Below are 19,673 nucleotides of genomic sequence, written 5' to 3'. Positions count from 1 at the left end.
ATGGGACACGTCAACTTTACAGCCAGAGATGGTGGAAGCTCAGGCTGGACCAGAATGATGAGGTTGTTGTCTGCATCGCTTGCGGGCATGAGTGACTTTCTGCCTATTGACCCCCTAGGGCGTCGTGCAGAAGATGACTACCTCTGTAGTCAGCCGGAGCCATCCTGCCCCGATCAGGAAGGTTCTGCGGTGTTTGAACGGATTCCACCCACTGGCGCAGGCCATTATAAGGATCACGTTACGTGTTGCGCCGCAACCGACTTCTTCTGTGTGCGGGTCTGGTCCCGCTTCCGTGGTTCCTGTTCTGGACCAGCGTTGCCGCCGTGGCCGCGCCGGGCTACAACACGTTTGCACAGCACGCCAGCGAGCTCCTGCAGGCGCCAGCGCTTGCAAGCTTCTGCGGCAGGATCGCGGCTATCGGCTCCGGCGTGGGCTTCGTGGCGTTCTCCATCGGGGTATGGCGGGAGTCCGGTCGCCGGATTGCAGTAGGTGCAATCTGCTGGTTGGTCTTTGGCATTTCCATGCTGACCAACGGGCTCTGGCCCATGGGCCATCCGATGCACGGCTTCTACACCATCGGCATCGCAAACATCATTGCACCGGCGATGTCGCACATCGAATTGAGCGCGTGGTCTGCCAACCGAAGGGCGTACGCCGTGACTGCTATGGTGAGTGTCGCGGGCATCGCTTATCTCTGGTTGAACGTGGTGGGAGCGGACCCGGAGGGGTTCAGGGGGCTGACCCAGCGCGTGTTTTCATCGATCAACTCGCTGTGGCCATTCCTGGTTGCGTTGTATCTGCTGCGAAGGGATTCAAGCGCGCTGAAGGTGCAGCCTGCGCATTGATGGGGACGCGCGACAGGAACATAGAGGACCGATCAAGGACTTCTCGATTCTCCGGCCCCAGCTCAAGGTGATCTTCTCGGGATTCATGCCAGGGTGCCCACTGTTCAAGCCGTGGGCGCTCTTCAACGATCTGTTCCTTGATGCTGGCACCCCGGGTGGCAAGAGGGGAAAGGTCGTACGCGCCTTCTGCTATAAGTAGCGCAACCGCGCCCAGAGGGCCCTTTGGAAGATTGTGGACTCATGGAGTTGTACTGGCGCTTGTTCACCAATTGCACATCGCAGCAGGCGGCTCTCAAGGTCGCGGCGCGGATCTTTGAGCAAGCAGGTCTTGAAGTCAGCAACCTCCACGCCGAGCCCTATCACAAGGGCGGCTTCATGGTGAGTGCCTGCTCCCATCATGCCGCGCAATCGTGGCCTGAATTTGTGGTTCTTGCCCTGGCTTCGGCTCAGTGCACCGGCCGCGGATGGCTCCTGAGTGGTTCAATTGCGGAAGAGCTGGATGCTTGGTCCAATCATTCCTTGGTTTCCGGTGTTTCGTCTATCCATATCCAGGCGGAAAGGCGGGAGTGACGAATCGCTGGAGTAGACCAAGGCCAATAGCCTGCAATGATCTTGCAGCAGCTTGGCAAGGGCCGAGCATGAAAACCGCGCGTCGCGCATCTAGCCGGCCTGATGCAGCTCAAACTCTCGCGCCGGAGTTCCGGGATAAGGAAGGCTCTTGCGATTGATGTCCGCCCTTGGTTGAAAGGAAACGTGCCTGCGCCAGACAACGCGATCAGGAATGCTAGAGGCCGCTCTCGATCCGAAGCGGACGTTCGTCCCCTTCAGCCCTGCGCGACACCTGCCGGTCCAGTGATTCGTCTACCTGAGGTTCTTGGTTCTCAATGATCGATCTGCCTTGTCCATCATGTGGCTTCCTGACCCTGGAAGACTTCTACGGGTCCTATGCCATATGTCCGATCTGCAACTGGGAGGATGACGGGGTACAACTTGCCAACCCCACATCCAACGGCGGAGCCAACGGCGAGTCTCTGGCGCAAGCGCAGCAGAATGCTCTCTCCAGTTTCCCCCTTGGCGTCCAGGTCGCAGGCGGCTTTCGCCGCGGATCTGGCTGGCGCCCTTTGTCCCGCACAGAAATTGGGCACTACGAAGCTTTAAGGGGCGGCAAACACTGGCACAGCAAGGGGGTCTCGCACGAGAGGGAGGCCTACTGGTCGAGCTTGGGCGCTCTATCGATCTGAAGCCACTTTGCGGCTCAACTCATGACGTTCACGAATTTCTACCCCTGGCCGAGAGCGGACATTGGCTCGCGCAGGGCACTTCCTGTGGATCACTGACCAGCCAGCGACCCGTAGCGGACATGGCCCAGGTGTCCTGAACGTGGAATTGGCGAGGCGTCTGATTCTATGCCTGGGTCCGGCCATGCGCTGGCTTGATGGCCGACCCCCAGCCGCACTAGGATCGCGCTGTATAAGGGGAAAGTACGCCACATGTTGCTTTGTGGGTAGGTCGTATGACCGGATCCAAGGGTCCATACATCAGGGAGTCAGGTGCCATGGGAAACATGACAGCGCTCCTACTCGTGCTTGCGCTTGCCAGTCCAGCTGCAGTTGCGGCGGATCGCCCTTCGGCACAGGCCGTGCTCAATCGCATTGCCAACGAAGGGGGGCGCAAGGTGCTTTGGGACCTGTGGCAGCACGAGCGGGAGTTTGGTCGGGTCACCTCTGGCATCGAGTCAGGCGATCCTGCATGGCTCGAGGTTGCGGCTGCGCTAAAGCCGTTTTCAGATGCGGGCGCCTCGCTATCCATCAATTACGCGGTAGCCCGTGCATTGCCCAAAGCGCCTGAGCGGGTCTTGGCATTGATCACACGGGGATTCAAGGTCGAGGATATCTGCACATCGCCGTTCATCGAGCCAGATCCGGGCGTCGCGGAGGCGTATGAACGACGTACTCTTGCAGCACTTTCACGGATGAAGGGCACAGCGCTTGGGTCCGTTGCGGCAGAATGCGCGGCGCAGGTCCGGCTTCCGGATGGCGCTTGATGATTTGCACGGCTGGGCTTTTGGGGGGCGGTGCGGGGAATGAAGATATTTCGCCGGCAGTTGTTCTACGTTCAAGTGCACCAGGATCACTTCATCGCCCGCTTGGTCGGTGGTGACAGAACCATTCGCCGCCAGTGCCACGCCCTTGGCAATCGCGCGGGGCCGGTCAGGGACTTCTCCACCATCCGGCCTAAGCTGAAGGAACTCTTCTCGGAACTCACGTTCGGGTTCTCACTCCTCAAGCCGTGGGCGCTCCTGCACTTTGATCCGGTCGAGTATCCGATCACGAAGGAAGAGCTCGCGGCGTTCCAGAGGGTTGCCATGCGCAGTGGGGTGAGCTTCTGCTTGCTCTCCACGTGGGAGCAGCGGCATGAAGACAAGGACCTGTTGGATATGTTCAAGTAGGGTCCGGCCAGCTCTCCGTTTGAGCGCATGCCGATTCCCGCGCTTCTGCCTATTCTGAAGCTGCTGTCATCCGGTTCCGGCCGTAATCTGACATCAACGATGCCTACGCACTGGATTCCAATGGCCGCATTCGATCATTCCCTGGTAACCCTCCGATTCTTCGGGGACGACCTGCTTCCCGAAGAAGTCAGTGCCTTGCTCGGGGCGACCCCAACCGCATCGCATCACAAGGGGCAGGAACTCAGAGGCAACCAATCAGGCACCGTGCGTATCGCCAGGACTGGAAGCTGGCAACTTGATGCGGAGCGTCGTGAGCCTGAAGATCTGGAAGCGCAGATCTTCGAGATCCTCGATCAGCTCACCGGCTATCTCGCCGTATGGCAGTCATTGGCACGGTTCCGGCCTGACTTGTTCTGTGGTCTCTTCATGGGCAGCAGCAACGACGGTGTCTCGCTTTCACCCCGCGCGCTGCTCGCATTGGGAGAGCGCGGCATTGAGCTCGGGCTGGACATCTATGAAGCCGATGAAGAGGTGTGCAACGCCCAACGCCAGTAGGTCATCAATTGATGATCTCCCCACTGCCCGAAGCAACAAACGCCTTCAACTGCCGAACGAACTCCGAGTCATACAGCTCCCACTCCACAATCTCCCCCACCACCCGCAACGGCTGCGCACTCCGATACGACCGCGTCGGGTTCCCGGGAAACTTCTTGTTGGTCACATTCGGGTCGTCCTCAAACGGCCCGGTCGGCTCCACCACATACACGCGCGGTCGCCCTTCACCGCGAGCCATCTCCGCAGCCAACCCGGCGCCCTTGGCAATCGTGGTGAAGTAGATGTGGTTCATCACCACACTGTCGCGATAGTTGGAGCGGAAGCCCGCGCTCAGCAGCTCGCCCACCGCCAGATCAGCGCGGGTGCCGTGATAGAACGGCCCGGCGATCTGGTCGCAGGTGTCATGCGAAACGGGTGTCCATTCGGTGTCCTGCGCCATCGGCACTGCCCCTGCGTGTCCCGCCGGATCGACAGGCCGGCGAGTCTAGGGCGCTCGGTGGGCCTTGCTGCAAGGCCCCATCCGGGAAATAATCTGTAAACGGGAGGCGCAGTGCGCCTCCTTTTTTCATTCTGCGGCGCCGCGCCCTTCCAGCTCGCGCACGGCGGCTTCCAGTGCGTCCAGCTTCTCGCGGGTCTTCAGCAGCACGGCGCGCTGCACTTCGAACTCCTCGCGGGTGACCAGGTCCAGCTTGGCCAGGCCGGCCTGCAGTGCGCTCTTGAAGGTGGCCTGCAGTTCCTCGCGCGATTCGCGCAGGCCCGGCGGCACCAGGTCGCTGAGGCGACGGGCGAGGTCATCGATTTGGTTCAGGTCGATCATGGGGTGCTCCGTGGGGTTGGGCCCGTGCATCCGGCGCGGGCAGGCCATTCGGGCACAAGGATACTGCTGGCACCCACTGCCCGGACAGGCGGCAGCGGCTTCGCACGGGCCGCGTTCAGGCGCTATCCTCCACGCCGGAAGACAGGAGATAGACGATGAAGATGGTCATGGCGGTGATCAAGCCGTTCAAGCTCGACGACGTGCGCGAAGCGCTGGCCGAGCGTGGGGTTACCGGGATCACGGTGACGGAAGTGAAGGGCTTTGGTCGCCAGAAGGGCCATACCGAGCTGTACCGCGGCGCGGAGTATGTGGTCGATTTCCTGCCGAAGGTGAAGCTGGAAGTGGCGGTGACCGATGACCAGGTGGAGGCGGTGGTTGAGGCCATCGTGAAGGCCGCCGGCACCGGCAAGATCGGTGACGGCAAGGTGTTCGTGTACGACCTGGGCAGCGTGGTGCGTATCCGTACCGGTGAACTGGACGCGGACGCGTTGTAAGCCGTTTGGCGGGATGTTGTAGAGCCGAGCCCATGCTCGGCTGCATTTCGCGCGATGCAGGAACAGCAGCCGAGCGTGGGCTCGGCTCTACAAGAGCGGTGAAGCGGTCGAGCGAACTCGACCCCTACCGCCGCTTGGCCCACTTGTAGAACCGCTTCCAGCCCTGGCGCACGGCGGCGACCCAGCCCGGGTCGGCCACCAGCGCGGCCTGCGCGGCACTCGGGGCCTGGCCGGTCACGCGCTGGCGGATCTTCAGCAGGTTCTTCATGTCGCTGCGGCGCATCTGCCGGCTCAGTGGATTGCGGCGCAGCCAGCGCGGGGCGCGCCAGGCCGAGGTGAAATCCAGCAGCACCGGCACGCCGCCGCTGACCACCACGTTGGTGCCATGCAGGTCGTTGTGGGTGATGCCGGCGGCGTGCAGACGGCTGAGCGCGTGCTGCAGCTGCTCGAACACTTCATTGCCCACGGCCTGCGCGGTGCTCAGGGTCTGGCCCGGGATGAACTCCATGCCCAGTGCCAGGCCACCGAGGGTGCCGAGCAGCGCGGGGGCATGCTTCCAGCCGCCGAGGCGCTGCAGCATGCGGGCCTCGCGGCGCACCATCAGTCGCGCGATCAGCGAAACGGGAGTGCCGCGGTAGCGGGAGTAGTCCTTGATGACCGCCTCGCGCCCGTCCAGGCAGGTGCGGTAGACGTCGGGGGCCAGGAAACGTTCGCCGCGCTTGAGCAGCAGCGGGGAGGCGGCGTCATCGCCGCAGGAGGAGGGGGGCAGGGCAGGAAGATGCATGTCGGGGTCTCGGACGACCCGGTGGGTGGCGCAAAGCGTCAAGCGAACCGGTGTTACAGGGAGTTACTAAGTTTTCGTTAATTTTAGTACTCGCCAGTTCGCTATTCCACGATTTGTCGGAGAAATGTCGGGGCCGTGGCTGGAACAGTTCGTCGCGCAGAATCGGACAATTCTGTCTCGCTTATTCCAGTTGGCCTTTAGTATCAACCGCTTGCGCGCTCAGCCCTGCGCCTCGTCCACAACCGGCTGAACGCGGCGCACGGGCAACTTGACCCCGGCGCACGGCCTGCCGACCATAAGCTGTTAACCCGCGACATCGGCGGCCGCCCCCCTCCGGCACGTCCCCGTCCCCTGCCGCGTTCCCCATCGGTGCTGGCCGCTTGGCCGTGCATCGCCCCGTTTCCCGTTCCGGCCGCGGCTGGAGGAAAGTGCTTTGATCATCAAAATCGTCATTGCAGCGCTGTTCGTAGCCTGCGTGCTGTACATCCACTTCCGTGGCAAGGTCCGCGCGCGCTGGTCGCGCCAGCTGCTGGACCACTCCAGTTTCATGGCCCCGATCAACGTGGTCATGTACATGTTCTCGAAGGTGCCGACCACGCCGTTCCTGGACCCGGGCAAGGAGTTCCCGCAGCTGGAGCCGCTGCGCCAGAACTGGCAGATGATCCGCGACGAGGCGCTGGCGCTGCGCGACGCGCAGAAGATCGCCGCCTCCAGCACGTTCAACGACGCCGGCTTCAATTCGTTCTTCCGTCGTGGCTGGAAGCGCTTCTACCTGAAGTGGTACGGCCCGTCGCACCCGTCGGCGAAGACGCTGTGCCCGAAGACCACGGCGCTGATCGAGTCGATCCCGGATGTGCGTGCGGCGATGTTCGCGCAGCTGCCGCCGGGCAGTGAGCTGCGCCCGCACCGCGACCCGTTTGCCGGCTCGCTGCGCCTGCACCTGGGCCTGAGCACGCCCAACGACGATGCCTGCTACATCGAAGTGGACGGCATCAAGAAGAGCTGGCGCGACGGCGAGTGGATGATGTTCGACGAGACCTACATCCACCATGCACACAACGAGACGCAGCAGGACCGCGTGATCCTGTTCTGCGACATCGCCCGCCCGCTGCGCTTCGGCTTGCCGGGGCTGTTCAACCGCGCGGTGGCGGCCACGCTGCTGGCCGGCGGCGCCTCGCCGAACCTGCCGGGTGACCCGACCGGTGGCGTCAACAAGGCATTCGGCAGCGTCTACAAGGTGCGCCTGAAGGCCAAGGCACTGCGCGAGCGCAGCGTGGTGGCCTACCAGCTGATCAAGTGGGGCCTGGTGGTGGCGGTGATCGCCGGTATCTGGGCGCTTTGATCGTTACATGAGGTTGCCGGCCAGCGGCCGGCACTACCGGAACATGAAAAAACCCGCGCTGTCGCCAGCGCGGGTTTTTGTTTGGATCAGCCCTTCAGTGCAGCCTGCACGAACGGCGGGGTCACCAGCACGCCGGTGTGCAGCGCGGCGGTGTAGTACAGGGTGTTGAAGGTCTTGGCGGCCGAGTCGGCCTGGCGGAAGTCGAAGCTGCTATCGCCCTTGCGCGCCATGGTCACGCTCCACCAGCCGGTGGGGTAGCACGGCTGCGGGAACGGCAGGGTCTTGAACGAACCGAAGCCGGCCTTGCCCATCTCGGTGCGCATTTCGTTGATCAGCTCCAGCTGCATCAGCGGCGACTCGGACTGCTGCACCAGGATGCCGTCGTCCTTCAGGGCCTTGAAGCAGCTCTCGTAGAAGGCCTTGTTGAACAGGCCTTCACCCGGGCCGACCGGGTCGGTCGAGTCCACGATCACCACGTCCACGCTGCCGGCCGGGCAGTTGGCCATGTAGGCCACGCCGTCGTCGAACAGCAGCTCGGCGCGGGCGTCGTCGTTGGAGTCGCACAGTTCCGGGAAGTGCTTGCGCGCCATCACGGTGACCTGCTCGTCGATATCGCACTGGGTCACGCTCTCCACGCTGGTGTGCTTGAGCACTTCGCGCAGGGTGCCGCAGTCGCCGCCACCGATGATCACCACGCGCTTGGGCGCGGCGTGGGTGAACAGCACCGGGTGGCTGATCATCTCGTGGTAGAAGAAGTTGTCCTTGCTGGTCAGCATGATGGCCCCGTCGATGGTCATCAGGTTGCCCCAGTCGGTGGTCTGGAAGATCTCGATCTTCTGGAACGGCGACTGCACCTCGTCCAGCTTGCCGGTGATGCGGTAGCCGATGGCCGAGCCGGTGCGCTCGAAGTGTTCGATGTACCAGTTGTTGCTGTCAGTCATTGGAAAACAGTCCTGTTCGGAGGGGTGGAGCCGGGCTGGCGGGCGGGGCCGCGTGGCACAGATGCCACATCCGGACGGATCGGCCCGTTCAGGTTGGAACCTGTCACGGGCGCGGGCGCGCATGATAACGAACCTGTGGGCACATAGGCGTTATCATGCCCCCCCTTTTATTGCCAACAAGGCCGACTGAAATGACCGATTGGTCCCTCGACCAAGCCCGCAAGACCTACTCGATCCCGCATTGGGCGGACGGTTACTTCGACGTGGATCAGGCCGGGCACATGGTGGTGAGACCGACCGGGGCGGACGGCCCGGTGGTGTCGCTGCCCAAGGTGGTCGATGCGGCGCGCGCGGCGGGCGCCAAGCTGCCGCTGCTGGTGCGCTTCCCGGACATCCTCGGCCAGCGCCTGGGCAAGCTGCAGGCGGCCTTCTCCCAGGCCCAGCAGGACTGGGAGTACAGCGGCGGCTACACCGCCGTGTACCCGATCAAGGTAAACCAGACCCGCGGCGTGGCCGGCACCCTGGCCAGCCACCACGGCGAGGGCTTCGGCCTGGAAGCGGGCAGCAAGCCCGAGCTGATGGCCGTGCTGGCGCTGTCGCGCCCGGGCGGGCTGATCGTCTGCAACGGCTACAAGGACCGCGAGTACATCCGCCTGGCCCTGATCGGCCGCAAGCTGGGCCTGCAGACCTTCATCGTCATCGAGAAGCCGTCCGAGCTGAAGCTGGTGCTGGAAGAGTCCAAGGCGCTGGACGTGAAGCCGGGCCTGGGCGTGCGCATGCGCCTGGCCTCGCTGGGCGCCGGCAAGTGGCAGAACAGCGGTGGCGACAAGGCCAAGTTCGGCCTGTCGCCGCGCCAGCTGCTGGACCTGTGGAAGTCGCTGCGTGACACCGAGTACGCCGACTGCCTGAACCTGCTGCACTTCCACATGGGCTCGCAGATCTCCAACGTGCGCGACATCGCCAACGGCATGCGCGAAGCCACCCGCTACTTCGTGGAGCTGTCGCGCCTGGGCGCGAAGATCACCCACGTCGACGTGGGCGGTGGCCTGGGCGTGGATTATGAAGGCACCCGTTCGCGCAGCTTCTGCTCGATCAACTACGGCCTGCATTCCTACGCCAGCAACATCGTGCAGCCGCTGGCCAATGCCTGCGAAGAGTTCGGCCTGACTCCGCCGCGCATCGTCACCGAGTGCGGCCGTGCGATGACCGCGCACCACGCGGTGCTGATCGCCAATGTGTCGGAAGTGGAAGAAGCGCAGGAAGGCCGCGTGCCGGACCAGCACGACGACGAGCCGGCGGCGATCCGCCACCTGCGCGAGATCCACGACGAGCTGGACGTGCGCCCGGCGGTGGAGCTGTTCCAGGAAGCGCAGCATTTCCATGCCGAAGGCCTGGCCAGTTACGCGCTGGGCCAGATCGACCTGCCGCAGCGTGCGCGCATCGACGATCTGTTCTACGCCATCGCCCACGGCGTGCGTGCGCGCCTGAGCTATGACGAGAAGAGCCACCGCCCGGTGCTGGACGAACTGAACGAGCGCCTGGTCGACAAGTACTTCGTCAACTTCAGCGTGTTCGAATCGATCCCGGACGTGTGGGCGATCGACCAGGTGTTCCCGATCGTGCCGATCGAGCGCCTGGACGAGACCCCGGACCGCCGCGGCATCATCGCTGACATGACCTGCGACTCGGATGGCATGGTGGAAACCTATGTCGAGAACGAGAGCCTGGACAGCTCGCTGCCGCTGCACAAGATGAAGCCGGGCGAGAGCTACCGCATCGGCTTCTTCATGGTCGGCGCGTACCAGGAAATCCTGGGTGACATCCATAACCTGTTCGGCGATACCGACGCGGTGGAAGTGCTGGCCGATGCCGATGGCTATGCCATTACCCAGCAGCGCCGCGGCGACACCACCGACGTGATGCTGGATTACGTGGGTTACCGCCTGGACGAACTGCGGGCGACCTATGCGCAGCGCGTGGCTGCAGCGCAGCTGTCGCCGGAACGCGCGCAGGAACTGTCGGACGCGCTGGAAGCCGGCCTGACCGGTTATACCTACCTCTCCGACGAGCCGTTGGTCTGAGGTAAACGGGAACGCCGGGCATGGCCCGGCGCTACCGGTCACCATGAGCGCGCGCGCGATCTTCCACCTGTTCCTGCATGCCGCCGTGCCAGCGTTGCTGGCATGGTTGTTCTGGCGCAAGCGCTTCGCCTCGGCGTGGTTGCTGATGCTGCTGGGCTGGATCATCGACCTGGACCATCTGCTGGCCGACCCGATCTATGCACCGAACCGCTGCAGCATTGGCTTCCATCCGCTACACACCGCACCGGCCATTGCGGTCTATGCCGGGCTGTGCGTGCCGAAGAAAACGCGGGTGTTCGGCATCGGTCTGATCATCCACATCGTGCTGGACGCAATTGATTGCTGGTGGATGCACCACCGTTGATGTTTGCTGCGTGTCGACCAAGGTCGACACCTACGGGAGCATGGCGACCGGCCGGATTGACGCTCGGTAGAGCCGGCCGCTGGCCGGCTTCCGCAGGGAATTCCCGGTGCCTACGTGGTTGCCGGCCAGCGGCCGGCACTACCCACCGTCAGGTTGGTCGCTTCACGCCACCGGCAACCACACCGTCGCACGCAGGCCGGGCTGCGCATTTTCCAGCATCACGCGCCCGCCGTAGCTGGCGGCGATATCGCCCACGATCGCCAATCCCAATCCACTGCTGCCCACGCGCTCATCCAGCCGCACGCCACGCTGGGTGACCCGTTGCAGGGCGTCTGCCGCCAGGCCGGGGCCGTCGTCGCGGACCTCAATGCGCAACTGGCCGTCGTCGGCTTTCGCGCTGACCTGGACCTGCCGTTGTGCCCAGCGCCCGGCATTGTCCAGCAGGTTACCCAGCATCTCCTCCAGATCCGCACTGGCACCGGCGAACTGCAGCGTCGGATCGATGCCCGCCGCCGTGAACGCGATGCCACGTTCGCCATGCACGCGTGCCATCAGCCGGCACATCGCCTGTGCGACGGCCGCCACGTCGGTGCGCTGGCGATGGTCGGCGGCCAGTCCTGCAGCCAGGTAACGGTCGACACTGGCCTGCATGCGCGCACTCTGCTCGCGCACGGTCGCCCGCCAGTCCGCGCCGTCGCCGTCAGCTTCGGTGGCCAGCACGCTCAGCGGGGTTTTCAGCGCATGCGCCAGATCCTGTGCACTGGTGCGCGCACGCGCGACCATGCGTTGCTGGTGGTCCAGCAGTGCATTGAGTTCTTCCCCCAGCGGTGCGACCTCCGCGCCCAGTTCCTGCGTGTCGATGCGCTGCACATCACCGCGGCGTACCCGTTCCAGCTGCGCACCGAGGCGATGCAGTGGACGCAGGCCGAAGCGCACCTGGCTGGCCAGCACCGCCAGCCAGGCGGCGACCAGCACGCCCAGCGCGATGGCGGTGCGCTTGCGGAACGCGGCGACATCCGCATCCAGTGTGCTGCGATCGGTGGCGACCACGGCTACGAACGGTTCGCTGGCGCGTGGCAGGCGCACCTGCTGCACGCGTGCGCGCAGGGATTGCTGCAGCGGCCCGGCCAGGTTGCGGGTGGCCGGCCCGGCAACCGGCGCCGGCAGGGTTTCATCCCACAGCGAGCGCGACTGCAGCAACACGCGGCCATCGGCCCCGGCGATCTGCCAGTAGGCACCGGAGAACACGCGCTGGAAGCGTGCGTCATTGGGTTCCTGGCGCAGGCGCAGCTGTCCGTCCGCATCCACTTCGGCCTGCGCCAGCAGGGTCAACATGTCCTGCTGCAGTTCGTGGTCGAGGCGGTCACGCGCACTGCGCTTGAACAGCTCGCCCAGCAGCGCGCTGGCCAGCAGCGAGACCAGCAGCAGGCCGACGCCGCCGGCCAGCAGCAGGCGCCGTCGCAGCGATGATTGCCGGCTCACGGCGCGGCCAGCCGCCAGCCCTGGCCGCGCACGGTCTGGATCAGGTCGATGCCGAGCTTGCGGCGCACGCGTCCGAGCAGCACGTCCAGTGCGTTGGAGTCCGGGTCATGGCCGCCGTCGAACACCTGTTCGCCGAGGCGATCACGGCCGATCACCTGGCCGCTGTGATGGATGAAGTAGCTGAGCAGCCGGAACTCCTGCGGACTGAGGGGCAGCGCCTGCCCATCCAGCTCAAAGCGGCCGGCGTTGACGTCCAGCTGCAGCGGGCCGCAGTGCAGGCGGGGGCTTGCGTGGCCGTGGCTGCGGCGGATCAGGGCGCGCAGCCGCAGCACCAGTTCGTCGGCCTGGAACGGTTTGGTCAGGTAGTCGTCGGCACCGGCATCGAAGCCAGCCAGCTTGTCGTGCCAGCGCCCGCGCGCGGTCAGCACCAGCACCGGAAAGCTGCGGCCATTGCCGCGCCAGCGCTCGATCACGCTCAGTCCATCCAGTCCGGGCAGGCCGAGGTCGACGATGGCAGCCTGCAGGTCCTCGATCTGGCCGATCTCCTCGGCCTGGCGACCGTCGGCGACCACCGCCACCACATAGCCGGCCTGTTCCAGCAGGGGCATCAGGCGCTGTGCCAGTGCGGCATCGTCTTCGGCCAACAGGATGCGCATCAGTCGTCGAGCTCCGTCTTCAGCAGCTTTCCGCTGCGCGCATCATAGTCCAGCTCCACCACCACGCCGTCGCCGCGCAGGATCTCCACTTCGTAGACGCCGTCGTCCAGCTCCACTTCCAGCAGTTGGCCGGGGTAGCGCTTGAGTGCATCACGCACCACGCTTTCCAATGGCACGTAGCGGCCCTGCTGCACGGCGCGGCGCGCGACCTGCTGCGCCGGGTCCTGTACGTGCGCGGCGGCGATCGGGGCGTTGGCCAGGGCCAGCAGCAGGGGCAGGGTGGCGAGCATGCGGGTGCAGAAAGAATGAGGGGTTCAGGCGCGAGTGTGGCGGGGATGACTAACAGCCGGCTAACAGCCACGGCTAAGGCGCTGTTAACCGAGGCATGCATCGTGGCGTTGCCGGGATGGTCCGGCCACGAACAGGAGAACCCCCATGTTGAAGTCGCTCACCCTCGCCACTGTTGCCCTGCTTGCCGTCGCGCCGGCCGTACAGGCCGCGCCGCTGGGCATGGCCCAGGTTGAACAGACCCTGCGCAAGGCCGGTTATACCCAGATCCACGAAATCGAACGCGATGATGGCCTGTGGGAGGCCGACGTGAGCCGCGCCGATGGCCGCTTCAGCGAGGTCTACGTGGACCCGAAGACCGGCGAGATCTTCGACGAGCACAACGGGCGCGCGCTGTTGACCACCGAGCAGGTGCTGGCACGGGCGCAGTCGCATGGCCTGCGCGAGATCCATTCGCTGGAACGCGATGGTGCGACCTGGTCGCTGGAAGCCCGCAATGCCCGCAACCAGAAGGTGGAGGTGCGCCTGAGCGGTTACGACGGCCGCATCCTGCACAGCGAGCGCGATGGCTGGCTGGATTGACGTTGGCCCATGTAGAGCCGAGCCCATGCTCGGCTTTGCGGCCAACCGTAGCCGAGCATGGGCTCGGCTCTACAGGAGCTGGCTTACCAGCCGAACGGCGGTGGGTAATCCCAGCCCGGGCCGCGGCCGTAGTAGCCGCCATACGGGCCGAAGAAGCCCGGGCCCTTGCCTTCACTCACATGGATGTTGAGGTTGACCCCGTGGGTCTTGCCTTCATCGGTGGTGTAGTTCTTGCTGAGGTTCAGCGTGGCCGCGTTGTAGTGGCTGTTGCCACCGTTCTTGGAATAGCCGATGCCGGTGGTGAAGCTGCCGGACACCTTGACCTTGTCGTCGGTGACGTCGGCGATCTTCGCGTCGTCGTGCACGCGCGGGCCGCTCTTGTCACCGTAATAGGTGCCGGGCGGGTCCTGCTGCAGGGCCGGATCGTTGAGGTAGCGCATCGGCGCCTGCGGCAGCGTCAGGTCCAGGCCGGCAGCCTGCGGCGCGGTGGCGCCGGCGGCGGACTGGGCCAGCACGGTTCCCGGCAGGGCCAGGCACAGCAGCAGGGTCAGGGGGCGGATCATGACGGCGCTCCAGCGGACAGGTGGCCACGCAACACGCGGCGGTACAGGCCGACGCTAGCAGGGGTTGCTTGAATGATGCCTGTCGGCGCCGGATCGGGGTAGAGCCGGCCACGGCCGGCTGCAGGTCACAACCGCCCGAACCCGAACAGCCCTTCCAGCGCATGCCTGCGCCGCTCGATCCGGGCGCGCAGCAGTTGGGCGCCGATCATCGAATAGGTGATGCCGTTGCCGCCGTAGGCCATGGCGAAATGGACCCGCGGCCCCCACTGCGCGTGCGGGCCGAAGAAGGGCAGGCCGTCGGCGGTTTCGGCGAAGGTGCCGGCCCAGGAAAAGGCGGGCACCGGGTCCAGCTGCGGGAACCCGTGCAGCAGCTGATCCATCAGCTTCTCGGCCTTGCGCTGCACGCGCCGGTCGCGCCGCGCCGGGATATCGATGGCGTCGTCCAGCCCACCCACCAGCAGGCGGCGGTCGCCGGTGGCGCGCAGGTACAGGTACGGGCGTGCGCTCTCCCACACCATCGTGCGCTGCAGCCGGCCCAGCGTGTCCGCATCGATCGGGTCGGTGATGAAGGCGTAGCTGCTGCGGTTGCGCGCAACCCGCTGTTCCAGCCACGTCTGGTTGGCATAGCCCATGGCCAGGACCACGTGACGGGCACGGACCGAGGCGCCGGCCTCGGTCATCGCGGTTACGCCCTGCGCGCCAGGCTTGAGCGTGTGCAGCACGGTGCGGTCGTGCACATGGCCGCCGCGACGGCGCACTCGTTTGAGCAGGCCGTAGGTGAGGCAGTAGGGATCGACCCGCGCCGCCTGGCGGGTCAACAGGGCGCCGCCGGCATCCACGTCGAAGCGTTCGCGCAGGGCTTCGCGGTCCAGCCAACGCGCGTCCAGTCCAATATCACGGCGTGCAGCTCCTTCGGCCATCAGGCGCGGCACGTCGCGCCGCCGGCTGGCCAGGTACAGGCTGTCCATCTGCCGGAAGTCCACCTCCTTCAGCCCGCGTGCCACTTCGGCCAGTGCCGGGATCGCGTCGGCACAGGCAAGGTAGGCCAGGGCGGCGGCATCCTTGCCATAGCGCTCGGCCAGTTCCAGCAGATGGGTATCGATCTCGTACTGCAACAGCGCGGTGCTGGCCGCCGTGCTGCCCCAGCCGATGTCGCGCTGCTCGATCACCGCCACCTCGTGGCCGTGGGCGGACAGTTCGTCTGCGATCAGCGCACCGGTGATGCCGCCACCGACCACCAGCACGTCGCAGCGCAGATCCTGCTCCAGCGGGGGAAAGGCCTGCAGCAGTCCGTTGCGCACTGCCCACCAGGGGTAGCCACTTTTCAGGTCCATGGGTCAGCCTGCCGGATTGATTTCATGCTCGTCCTCAGGCTGATCTGCAAGCAGTCGAGCAAACAGGTCGGGGAGGTCGCGCGCTACCGGGAGGGCGTACTGACGTTCCATGCCAATGAATGGAATCCGCACTACCGGCATTGCTGCGTCCAGTGTGTCGAATCCAAATCCCTCCCCGCCGCCGTCCGACGCGAACAGGAATATGCCCGGCGCGTATGATTCAACTTCATACTCACGATTGAAGTCGACCACCTCTTCCGCTTCCCAGAAGACAATGTAGTTGTCGCCAATAAATCCTTCGCCACCGTTGTGCGCCCTAAGGAATTCAAGGTAACTCTCGGGAAGTGCGACTCCTACGCGGGCTGACAGATCAGCAATGGCCGACATTTCAGCCGGGCCATTGAGCTGTCCCTCTGTCAGGTGATATTCCATGACTGCTCTTCCATGTCTCTCGGGGACTGGTTAAACCAGAAGTTTGCCTGCTGCTGATGAATGTCGCGATGGGGGATAACGTCATGGGCGGAGTCGGTTGGCGTCCACCATTGCCCGTAGATCAGGCCGTGGGCTGGCCGGTATGCGGGGTCTGGATCAGTTCGGACAGATCGAAGCCCTGCAGGCGGGCCGCGGCCAGATAATGCTTCTGCACGGTCGCGTCCAGGCGTGGCTCGCGCGCCAGCAGCCACAGGTACTTGCGATCCGGGCTGCCGACCAGCGAGACGCTGTAGTCCGGGGCGACCTGGATCACCCAATAGTCGCCCTTGGCGAACGGCAGCCAGCGCAGGCCCTTGGGCAGGAAACTGACCTCCAGGCGCGCGCTGTCGTTGTCGACGGCGCAGGCCTCGCCGGTGGCCTCTTCGATCTCGCCGTCCATGCGGCAGCGGTTGGTGACGCCGACATTGCCGTTGTCGAGCAGGGTGTAGTGCGCCGACACATCGGTGCAGCCTTCCGGCTCGTGGCGCATCGGTAGGCGCGCGATCTCGTACCAGGTGCCCAGGTAGCGCGGCAGCTTGAGGTCGGCGACGGTCTTCAGCGGCGGGTGCTCGGTCATCGGTCATCGTGGCAGGGGCGGGCCTCCACGATGCCGATGGGCTCGCCATGGGCGGGTGAAGCCGGGGCGATGGCCGTGTCCAGAACGATCCGTCGCCGCTGCGACGTGCCTGTTGTCACCGGCATGGCGGTATCCTGCCGCCAGCGCCGTGTTTTCCTGATCCAACCAAGGTGGAGGTGCCGATGTACCAGGTGATCCTGTTGAAGAGTGAATCCGCGTTCGCACGCGAACAGTGGCCGCAGGTCGATGACCTGGTCGACTACGAGGGCGTCAGCTACAGCCTGCGAGCCGGCCCGCGCCAGCCACTGCCGACCGACCACGAGTGGCACCCGGTGGCGGTATATGCGCCCGATGAGATTACCGAGGAAGAGTTCCAGGACTGGTACGCGCTGCAGCAGCCGACCGTGGAAGAGCTGCGCCTCAAGTACTGATACTGCTGCGCGTCCCCCATCCGTCCTTTACCGCCTCTGCCGTATAGTCGCGCGCAGGCGCGGTGGTCCGCGCGAACCGGTGTGGCTGCGTGTCTTCTTTCCTGCGATCGATCCGTGCACGAGGGCCCTGGTGGGCCCTGCTGCTGTGCACTGCCTTCCTGCTGTCCGCGCCGGTGCTGGCGCAGGAGGAGGACCCCACGCCCAAGCAACAGCTGGCGGACATCGATTCGCGGTTGAAGGATGTCGAGCGCAAACGTGGCGATGCGGAAGCCACCGAGACGCTGGCGATGCTGTCCGAGAATGCCTCGCAGGCACGGCGTGACGCCGAGGCACTGGAAAAGGCACTGCAGCCCCAGCTGGATCGCATCAACGAGCAGCTGGCGCAGCTGGGGACGCCTGCCGAGGGCACCACGGAGCCGCCGGAGCTGGCAGCGCAGCGACGGGCCATAACCAGGCAGCGCGACGGCCTGGCCGCGTCGGTAGCGCAGGCCAAGGCCAGTGCCGTGCGTGCACAGCAGCTGGCGGCGGACATCGAGCAGCAGCGCACCGCACAACGTACGGAAGAACTGGGCCAGAAGGTCGCCTCGCCGCTGTCGCCTGCGTTGTGGAGCAAGGTGGCCGAGCGCCTGCCGATCGATATCGCGCGCGTTGCGCCGTTGGCCGAGCAGGGGCGTGACGCGCTGGTGGCCGGCATCCGCACCCATGGCTGGGGCACGCCGTTGCTGGGCCTGCTGGCCGCGCTGGTGATGATGTTCCCGCTGCGGTTGTGGCTGCGCAGGCTGGGGCGGCAGTTCGCCGCGTCCGAGCGCGCACCTGATGGACGACTGCGCCGGTCTGGCCTGGCGATGTGGCTGCTGCTGGTGGGTACGCTGCTGCCCGGTTATGCCGTGGTGGTACTGATGGCGGCGCTGGATGCGATCGATGCCATCGCGCCGCGCTTGCAGGTCGTGGCCGACGGCCTGGAGACCGCCACCTTCCGTGCGGCGTTCATTGCCGCGCTCAGCGCCTGCCTGCTGGTGCCCAAGCGCCCGTCATGGCGGCTGTTGAACCTGGACGACACCGCCGCGCTGAAGCTGCGCAAATATGCCTGGGGCGCGGCGGCGCTGGCCTGGCTGAGCACGGTGCTGGTGGCCCTCGACCAGGCTACGCGCACCAGCGACGTCACCACGGTGGCGTTGGACGGCCTGATTGCCCTGACCTACCTCGGCCTGATCATGGCCATGCTGGTGACCCTGGCGCGCCTGCATCGCCGGCAGACCGCCGAGGCCGAGGCCAAGCTGGAAGCACAGGCCGATGGCGTGGGGGCAACCACGCCCGTGCGCCGCAGCAGCTGGCTGGTACTGGCCCGGGTAGCGGGCAATATCGCGGTGGTGGCGGCCATCGTTGCCACGTTGCTGGGCTACCTGAATTTCGCCAAGTTCGTGAACCAGCAGCTGATCGGCGGCAGCATCGTCGTGCTGGCCGCAACCCTGCTGTTCAAGTTCGTCGATGACCTGAGCACCTGGATGCTCAACGCCGACAGCAAGGTCGGCCAGACCATCCTGCTCAGCACCGGCCTGAGCGTATCGCGGCTGGAACAGGCGGGCGTGCTGCTGTCGGCGGCGTTGCGCACCATCGTCGTACTGATCGCGCTGCTGGCGCTGGTGGCACCGTTCGGCAACATCGGCGCGGTGGTGGAGCGCTTCTCCTCGCTGTTCACCTCTGGATTCGACATTGGCGGAACCAAGCTGGAGCCGGTGCGCATCGTGCTGGCGGTGCTGGTGCTGCTGGCTGGCCTGGCCGTTACCCAGCTGGTACAGCGCTGGCTGACCGACACCTACCTGCCCAAGACCGAGCTGGATCTGGGCGCGCGCAATTCGGTGAGTACCGTTGCCCGCTATGTGGGCATCATCATCGCGGTGATCTGGGCGCTGTCGGCGATGGGCCTGCAGCTGAGCAAGCTGGCATTGCTGGTCAGCGCGCTGTCGGTGGGTATCGGTTTCGGCCTGCAGGTGATCACCCAGAACTTTGTTTCCGGCCTGATCCTGCTGGCCGAGCGGCCGGTGAAGATCGGCGACTGGGTGAAGCTGGGCGACCAGGAGGGTGACATCCGCCGCATCAGCCTGCGATCGACCGAGATCCAGGTGGGCGACAAGTCGACGTTGATCGTGCCCAACTCCGAGCTGGTCACCAAGACCGTGCGCAACATGACGATGGGCAACAACCAGGGCCGCATCCAGATCCAGTTCGCGGTGCCGCCCAGCACGGATGTCGGCAATCTGCGGCAGGCGCTGCTGGATGCGTACACCGCGCACACCAACGTGCTGAAACAGCCGGCACCGACGGTCTACATCGACAGCATTGCCGGTGGCCAGATCACCATCAACAGCTTCGCTTACGTGGCCAGCCCGCGGCAGGTGTACGCCACCCGCAGCGACCTGTACTTCAGCTTGTTGCAGATCCTGGCCGAGCGGAACATTCCGCTGTCGACCCCGACCGACATCCACATCATCCGCGATCCGCAGGAGTAGGGGTTTCTTTGCAGGGCTGCGCCCTGCACCCGCTACAAGCCGGAGCTACGGCAACGGCAAAAGCTGGTTTCCTGTGGGATGGCGGGGTGGGTCCGGTTGCGGGGGAC

At 65.2% G+C, this 19,673-nt stretch carries 24 protein-coding genes; 13 read left to right on the top strand and 11 right to left on the bottom strand.

From position 1 onward, the window contains the following. Positions 1–242: 242 nt before the first annotated feature. The 6 genes from HMPREF3114_RS12340 (at position 243) to HMPREF3114_RS12325 (ending at position 3,849) form a co-directional block, all read left to right on the top strand. Complete coding sequence (locus HMPREF3114_RS12340; protein WP_053497421.1) at positions 243–845, top strand: DUF998 domain-containing protein; 603 nt, start codon at positions 243–245, stop codon at positions 843–845. A 240-nt stretch (positions 846–1,085) separates the two neighbouring features. Beyond that, positions 1,086–1,415 carry a hypothetical protein gene (locus HMPREF3114_RS12335; protein WP_053497423.1) on the top strand — a complete coding sequence of 110 codons (330 nt, stop codon included), beginning with the start codon at positions 1,086–1,088 and terminating at the stop codon, positions 1,413–1,415. A 314-nt stretch (positions 1,416–1,729) separates the two neighbouring features. Beyond that, the gene (locus tag HMPREF3114_RS20660) at positions 1,730–2,086 is read left to right on the top strand and encodes a CPCC family cysteine-rich protein (protein ID WP_005419991.1); all 357 of its coding nucleotides are present in this window, start codon (positions 1,730–1,732) and stop codon (positions 2,084–2,086) included. Between the two features lie 314 nt (positions 2,087–2,400). After that, a complete protein-coding gene (locus HMPREF3114_RS20655) occupies positions 2,401–2,889 on the top strand; it encodes a hypothetical protein (protein ID WP_080375059.1) in 489 nt (162 codons plus the stop codon). A gap of 39 nt (positions 2,890–2,928) precedes the next feature. Next, positions 2,929–3,294 carry a hypothetical protein gene (locus HMPREF3114_RS12330; RefSeq protein ID WP_053497426.1) on the top strand — a complete coding sequence of 122 codons (366 nt, stop codon included), beginning with the start codon at positions 2,929–2,931 and terminating at the stop codon, positions 3,292–3,294. A 120-nt stretch (positions 3,295–3,414) separates the two neighbouring features. Continuing rightward, the gene (locus HMPREF3114_RS12325) at positions 3,415–3,849 is read left to right on the top strand and encodes a DUF4279 domain-containing protein (RefSeq protein WP_053497428.1); all 435 of its coding nucleotides are present in this window, start codon (positions 3,415–3,417) and stop codon (positions 3,847–3,849) included. Between the two features lie 4 nt (positions 3,850–3,853). Here HMPREF3114_RS12325 and arr read toward each other — a convergent pair whose 3' ends face one another. Together arr and HMPREF3114_RS12315 are read right to left on the bottom strand one after the other, a co-directional pair. After that, a complete protein-coding gene (gene arr / locus HMPREF3114_RS12320) occupies positions 3,854–4,288 on the bottom strand; it encodes an NAD(+)--rifampin ADP-ribosyltransferase (RefSeq protein WP_053497430.1) in 435 nt (144 codons plus the stop codon). A 126-nt stretch (positions 4,289–4,414) separates the two neighbouring features. After that, positions 4,415–4,666: a ubiquinone biosynthesis accessory factor UbiK gene (locus HMPREF3114_RS12315; RefSeq protein ID WP_053497431.1), complete on the bottom strand. Its 252-nt coding sequence runs from the start codon at positions 4,664–4,666 to the stop codon at positions 4,415–4,417. A 155-nt stretch (positions 4,667–4,821) separates the two neighbouring features. Here HMPREF3114_RS12315 and HMPREF3114_RS12310 point away from each other — a divergent pair, with 155 nt between their 5' ends. After that, positions 4,822–5,160, top strand: coding sequence for a P-II family nitrogen regulator (locus tag HMPREF3114_RS12310; RefSeq protein ID WP_005411374.1), 339 nt, complete (start codon positions 4,822–4,824; stop codon positions 5,158–5,160). A gap of 124 nt (positions 5,161–5,284) precedes the next feature. On the opposite strand, the gene HMPREF3114_RS12305 is transcribed toward HMPREF3114_RS12310, so the two are convergent. After that, positions 5,285–5,944 (bottom strand): RIO1 family regulatory kinase/ATPase domain-containing protein, encoded by a 660-nt coding sequence (locus HMPREF3114_RS12305; RefSeq protein WP_005419978.1) that lies wholly within the window; start codon positions 5,942–5,944, stop codon positions 5,285–5,287. Between the two features lie 436 nt (positions 5,945–6,380). On the opposite strand from HMPREF3114_RS12305, the gene HMPREF3114_RS12300 reads away from it, so the two are divergent. Then, on the top strand, positions 6,381–7,286 hold the full coding sequence (locus HMPREF3114_RS12300) for an aspartyl/asparaginyl beta-hydroxylase domain-containing protein (protein WP_032954620.1): 906 nt from the start codon (positions 6,381–6,383) through the stop codon (positions 7,284–7,286). Between the two features lie 86 nt (positions 7,287–7,372). Here HMPREF3114_RS12300 and speE read toward each other — a convergent pair whose 3' ends face one another. Further along, positions 7,373–8,227 (bottom strand): polyamine aminopropyltransferase, encoded by an 855-nt coding sequence (gene speE / locus HMPREF3114_RS12295; protein ID WP_053497433.1) that lies wholly within the window; start codon positions 8,225–8,227, stop codon positions 7,373–7,375. Positions 8,228–8,418: 191 nt separating this feature from the next. On the opposite strand from speE, the gene speA reads away from it, so the two are divergent. Both speA and HMPREF3114_RS12285 read left to right on the top strand, forming a co-directional pair. Beyond that, positions 8,419–10,308 (top strand): arginine decarboxylase, encoded by a 1,890-nt coding sequence (speA, locus tag HMPREF3114_RS12290; RefSeq protein ID WP_070489861.1) that lies wholly within the window; start codon positions 8,419–8,421, stop codon positions 10,306–10,308. Between the two features lie 43 nt (positions 10,309–10,351). Then, positions 10,352–10,672, top strand: coding sequence for a DUF6122 family protein (locus HMPREF3114_RS12285; RefSeq protein ID WP_070489860.1), 321 nt, complete (start codon positions 10,352–10,354; stop codon positions 10,670–10,672). 162 nt (positions 10,673–10,834) lie between these two features. Here the strand turns inward: HMPREF3114_RS12285 and HMPREF3114_RS12280 are convergent, their stop codons facing one another. Genes HMPREF3114_RS12280 through HMPREF3114_RS12270 form a run of 3 tightly spaced genes read right to left on the bottom strand, consistent with a single transcriptional unit; the run spans position 10,835 to position 13,100 of the window. Then, positions 10,835–12,154 carry a sensor histidine kinase gene (locus HMPREF3114_RS12280; RefSeq protein WP_070489859.1) on the bottom strand — a complete coding sequence of 440 codons (1,320 nt, stop codon included), beginning with the start codon at positions 12,152–12,154 and terminating at the stop codon, positions 10,835–10,837. Further along, on the bottom strand, positions 12,151–12,810 hold the full coding sequence (locus HMPREF3114_RS12275) for a response regulator transcription factor (RefSeq protein ID WP_070489858.1): 660 nt from the start codon (positions 12,808–12,810) through the stop codon (positions 12,151–12,153). Before HMPREF3114_RS12275 ends, HMPREF3114_RS12280 begins: the two co-directional genes overlap by 4 nt. Continuing rightward, on the bottom strand, positions 12,810–13,100 hold the full coding sequence (locus tag HMPREF3114_RS12270) for a PepSY domain-containing protein (protein WP_053497441.1): 291 nt from the start codon (positions 13,098–13,100) through the stop codon (positions 12,810–12,812). Before HMPREF3114_RS12270 ends, HMPREF3114_RS12275 begins: the two co-directional genes overlap by 1 nt. Positions 13,101–13,245: 145 nt before the next feature. On the opposite strand from HMPREF3114_RS12270, the gene HMPREF3114_RS12265 reads away from it, so the two are divergent. Then, positions 13,246–13,680 carry a PepSY domain-containing protein gene (locus HMPREF3114_RS12265; RefSeq protein ID WP_070489857.1) on the top strand — a complete coding sequence of 145 codons (435 nt, stop codon included), beginning with the start codon at positions 13,246–13,248 and terminating at the stop codon, positions 13,678–13,680. 83 nt (positions 13,681–13,763) lie between these two features. On the opposite strand, the gene HMPREF3114_RS12260 is transcribed toward HMPREF3114_RS12265, so the two are convergent. From HMPREF3114_RS12260 to HMPREF3114_RS12245, 4 genes are all read right to left on the bottom strand, one after another. Next, positions 13,764–14,243, bottom strand: coding sequence for a hypothetical protein (locus HMPREF3114_RS12260; protein ID WP_070489856.1), 480 nt, complete (start codon positions 14,241–14,243; stop codon positions 13,764–13,766). 125 nt (positions 14,244–14,368) lie between these two features. Next, on the bottom strand, positions 14,369–15,577 hold the full coding sequence (locus tag HMPREF3114_RS12255) for an NAD(P)/FAD-dependent oxidoreductase (RefSeq protein WP_070489855.1): 1,209 nt from the start codon (positions 15,575–15,577) through the stop codon (positions 14,369–14,371). A 3-nt stretch (positions 15,578–15,580) separates the two neighbouring features. Then, positions 15,581–16,009: an SMI1/KNR4 family protein gene (locus HMPREF3114_RS12250; protein WP_053497447.1), complete on the bottom strand. Its 429-nt coding sequence runs from the start codon at positions 16,007–16,009 to the stop codon at positions 15,581–15,583. Between the two features lie 121 nt (positions 16,010–16,130). Beyond that, on the bottom strand, positions 16,131–16,625 hold the full coding sequence (locus HMPREF3114_RS12245) for a lipocalin family protein (protein ID WP_070489854.1): 495 nt from the start codon (positions 16,623–16,625) through the stop codon (positions 16,131–16,133). A gap of 182 nt (positions 16,626–16,807) precedes the next feature. On the opposite strand from HMPREF3114_RS12245, the gene HMPREF3114_RS12240 reads away from it, so the two are divergent. Continuing rightward, on the top strand, positions 16,808–17,056 hold the full coding sequence (locus tag HMPREF3114_RS12240; protein WP_005419952.1) for a hypothetical protein: 249 nt from the start codon (positions 16,808–16,810) through the stop codon (positions 17,054–17,056). 89 nt (positions 17,057–17,145) lie between these two features. Next, on the top strand, positions 17,146–19,566 hold the full coding sequence (locus HMPREF3114_RS12235) for a DUF3772 domain-containing protein (RefSeq protein WP_053497450.1): 2,421 nt from the start codon (positions 17,146–17,148) through the stop codon (positions 19,564–19,566). Positions 19,567–19,673 lie beyond the last annotated feature (107 nt).

Source organism: Stenotrophomonas sp. HMSC10F07, from assembly GCF_001807895.1.
Lineage (GTDB): Bacteria > Pseudomonadota > Gammaproteobacteria > Xanthomonadales > Xanthomonadaceae > Stenotrophomonas > Stenotrophomonas sepilia.
This window is presented reverse-complemented; position numbering and strand designations above follow the sequence as displayed.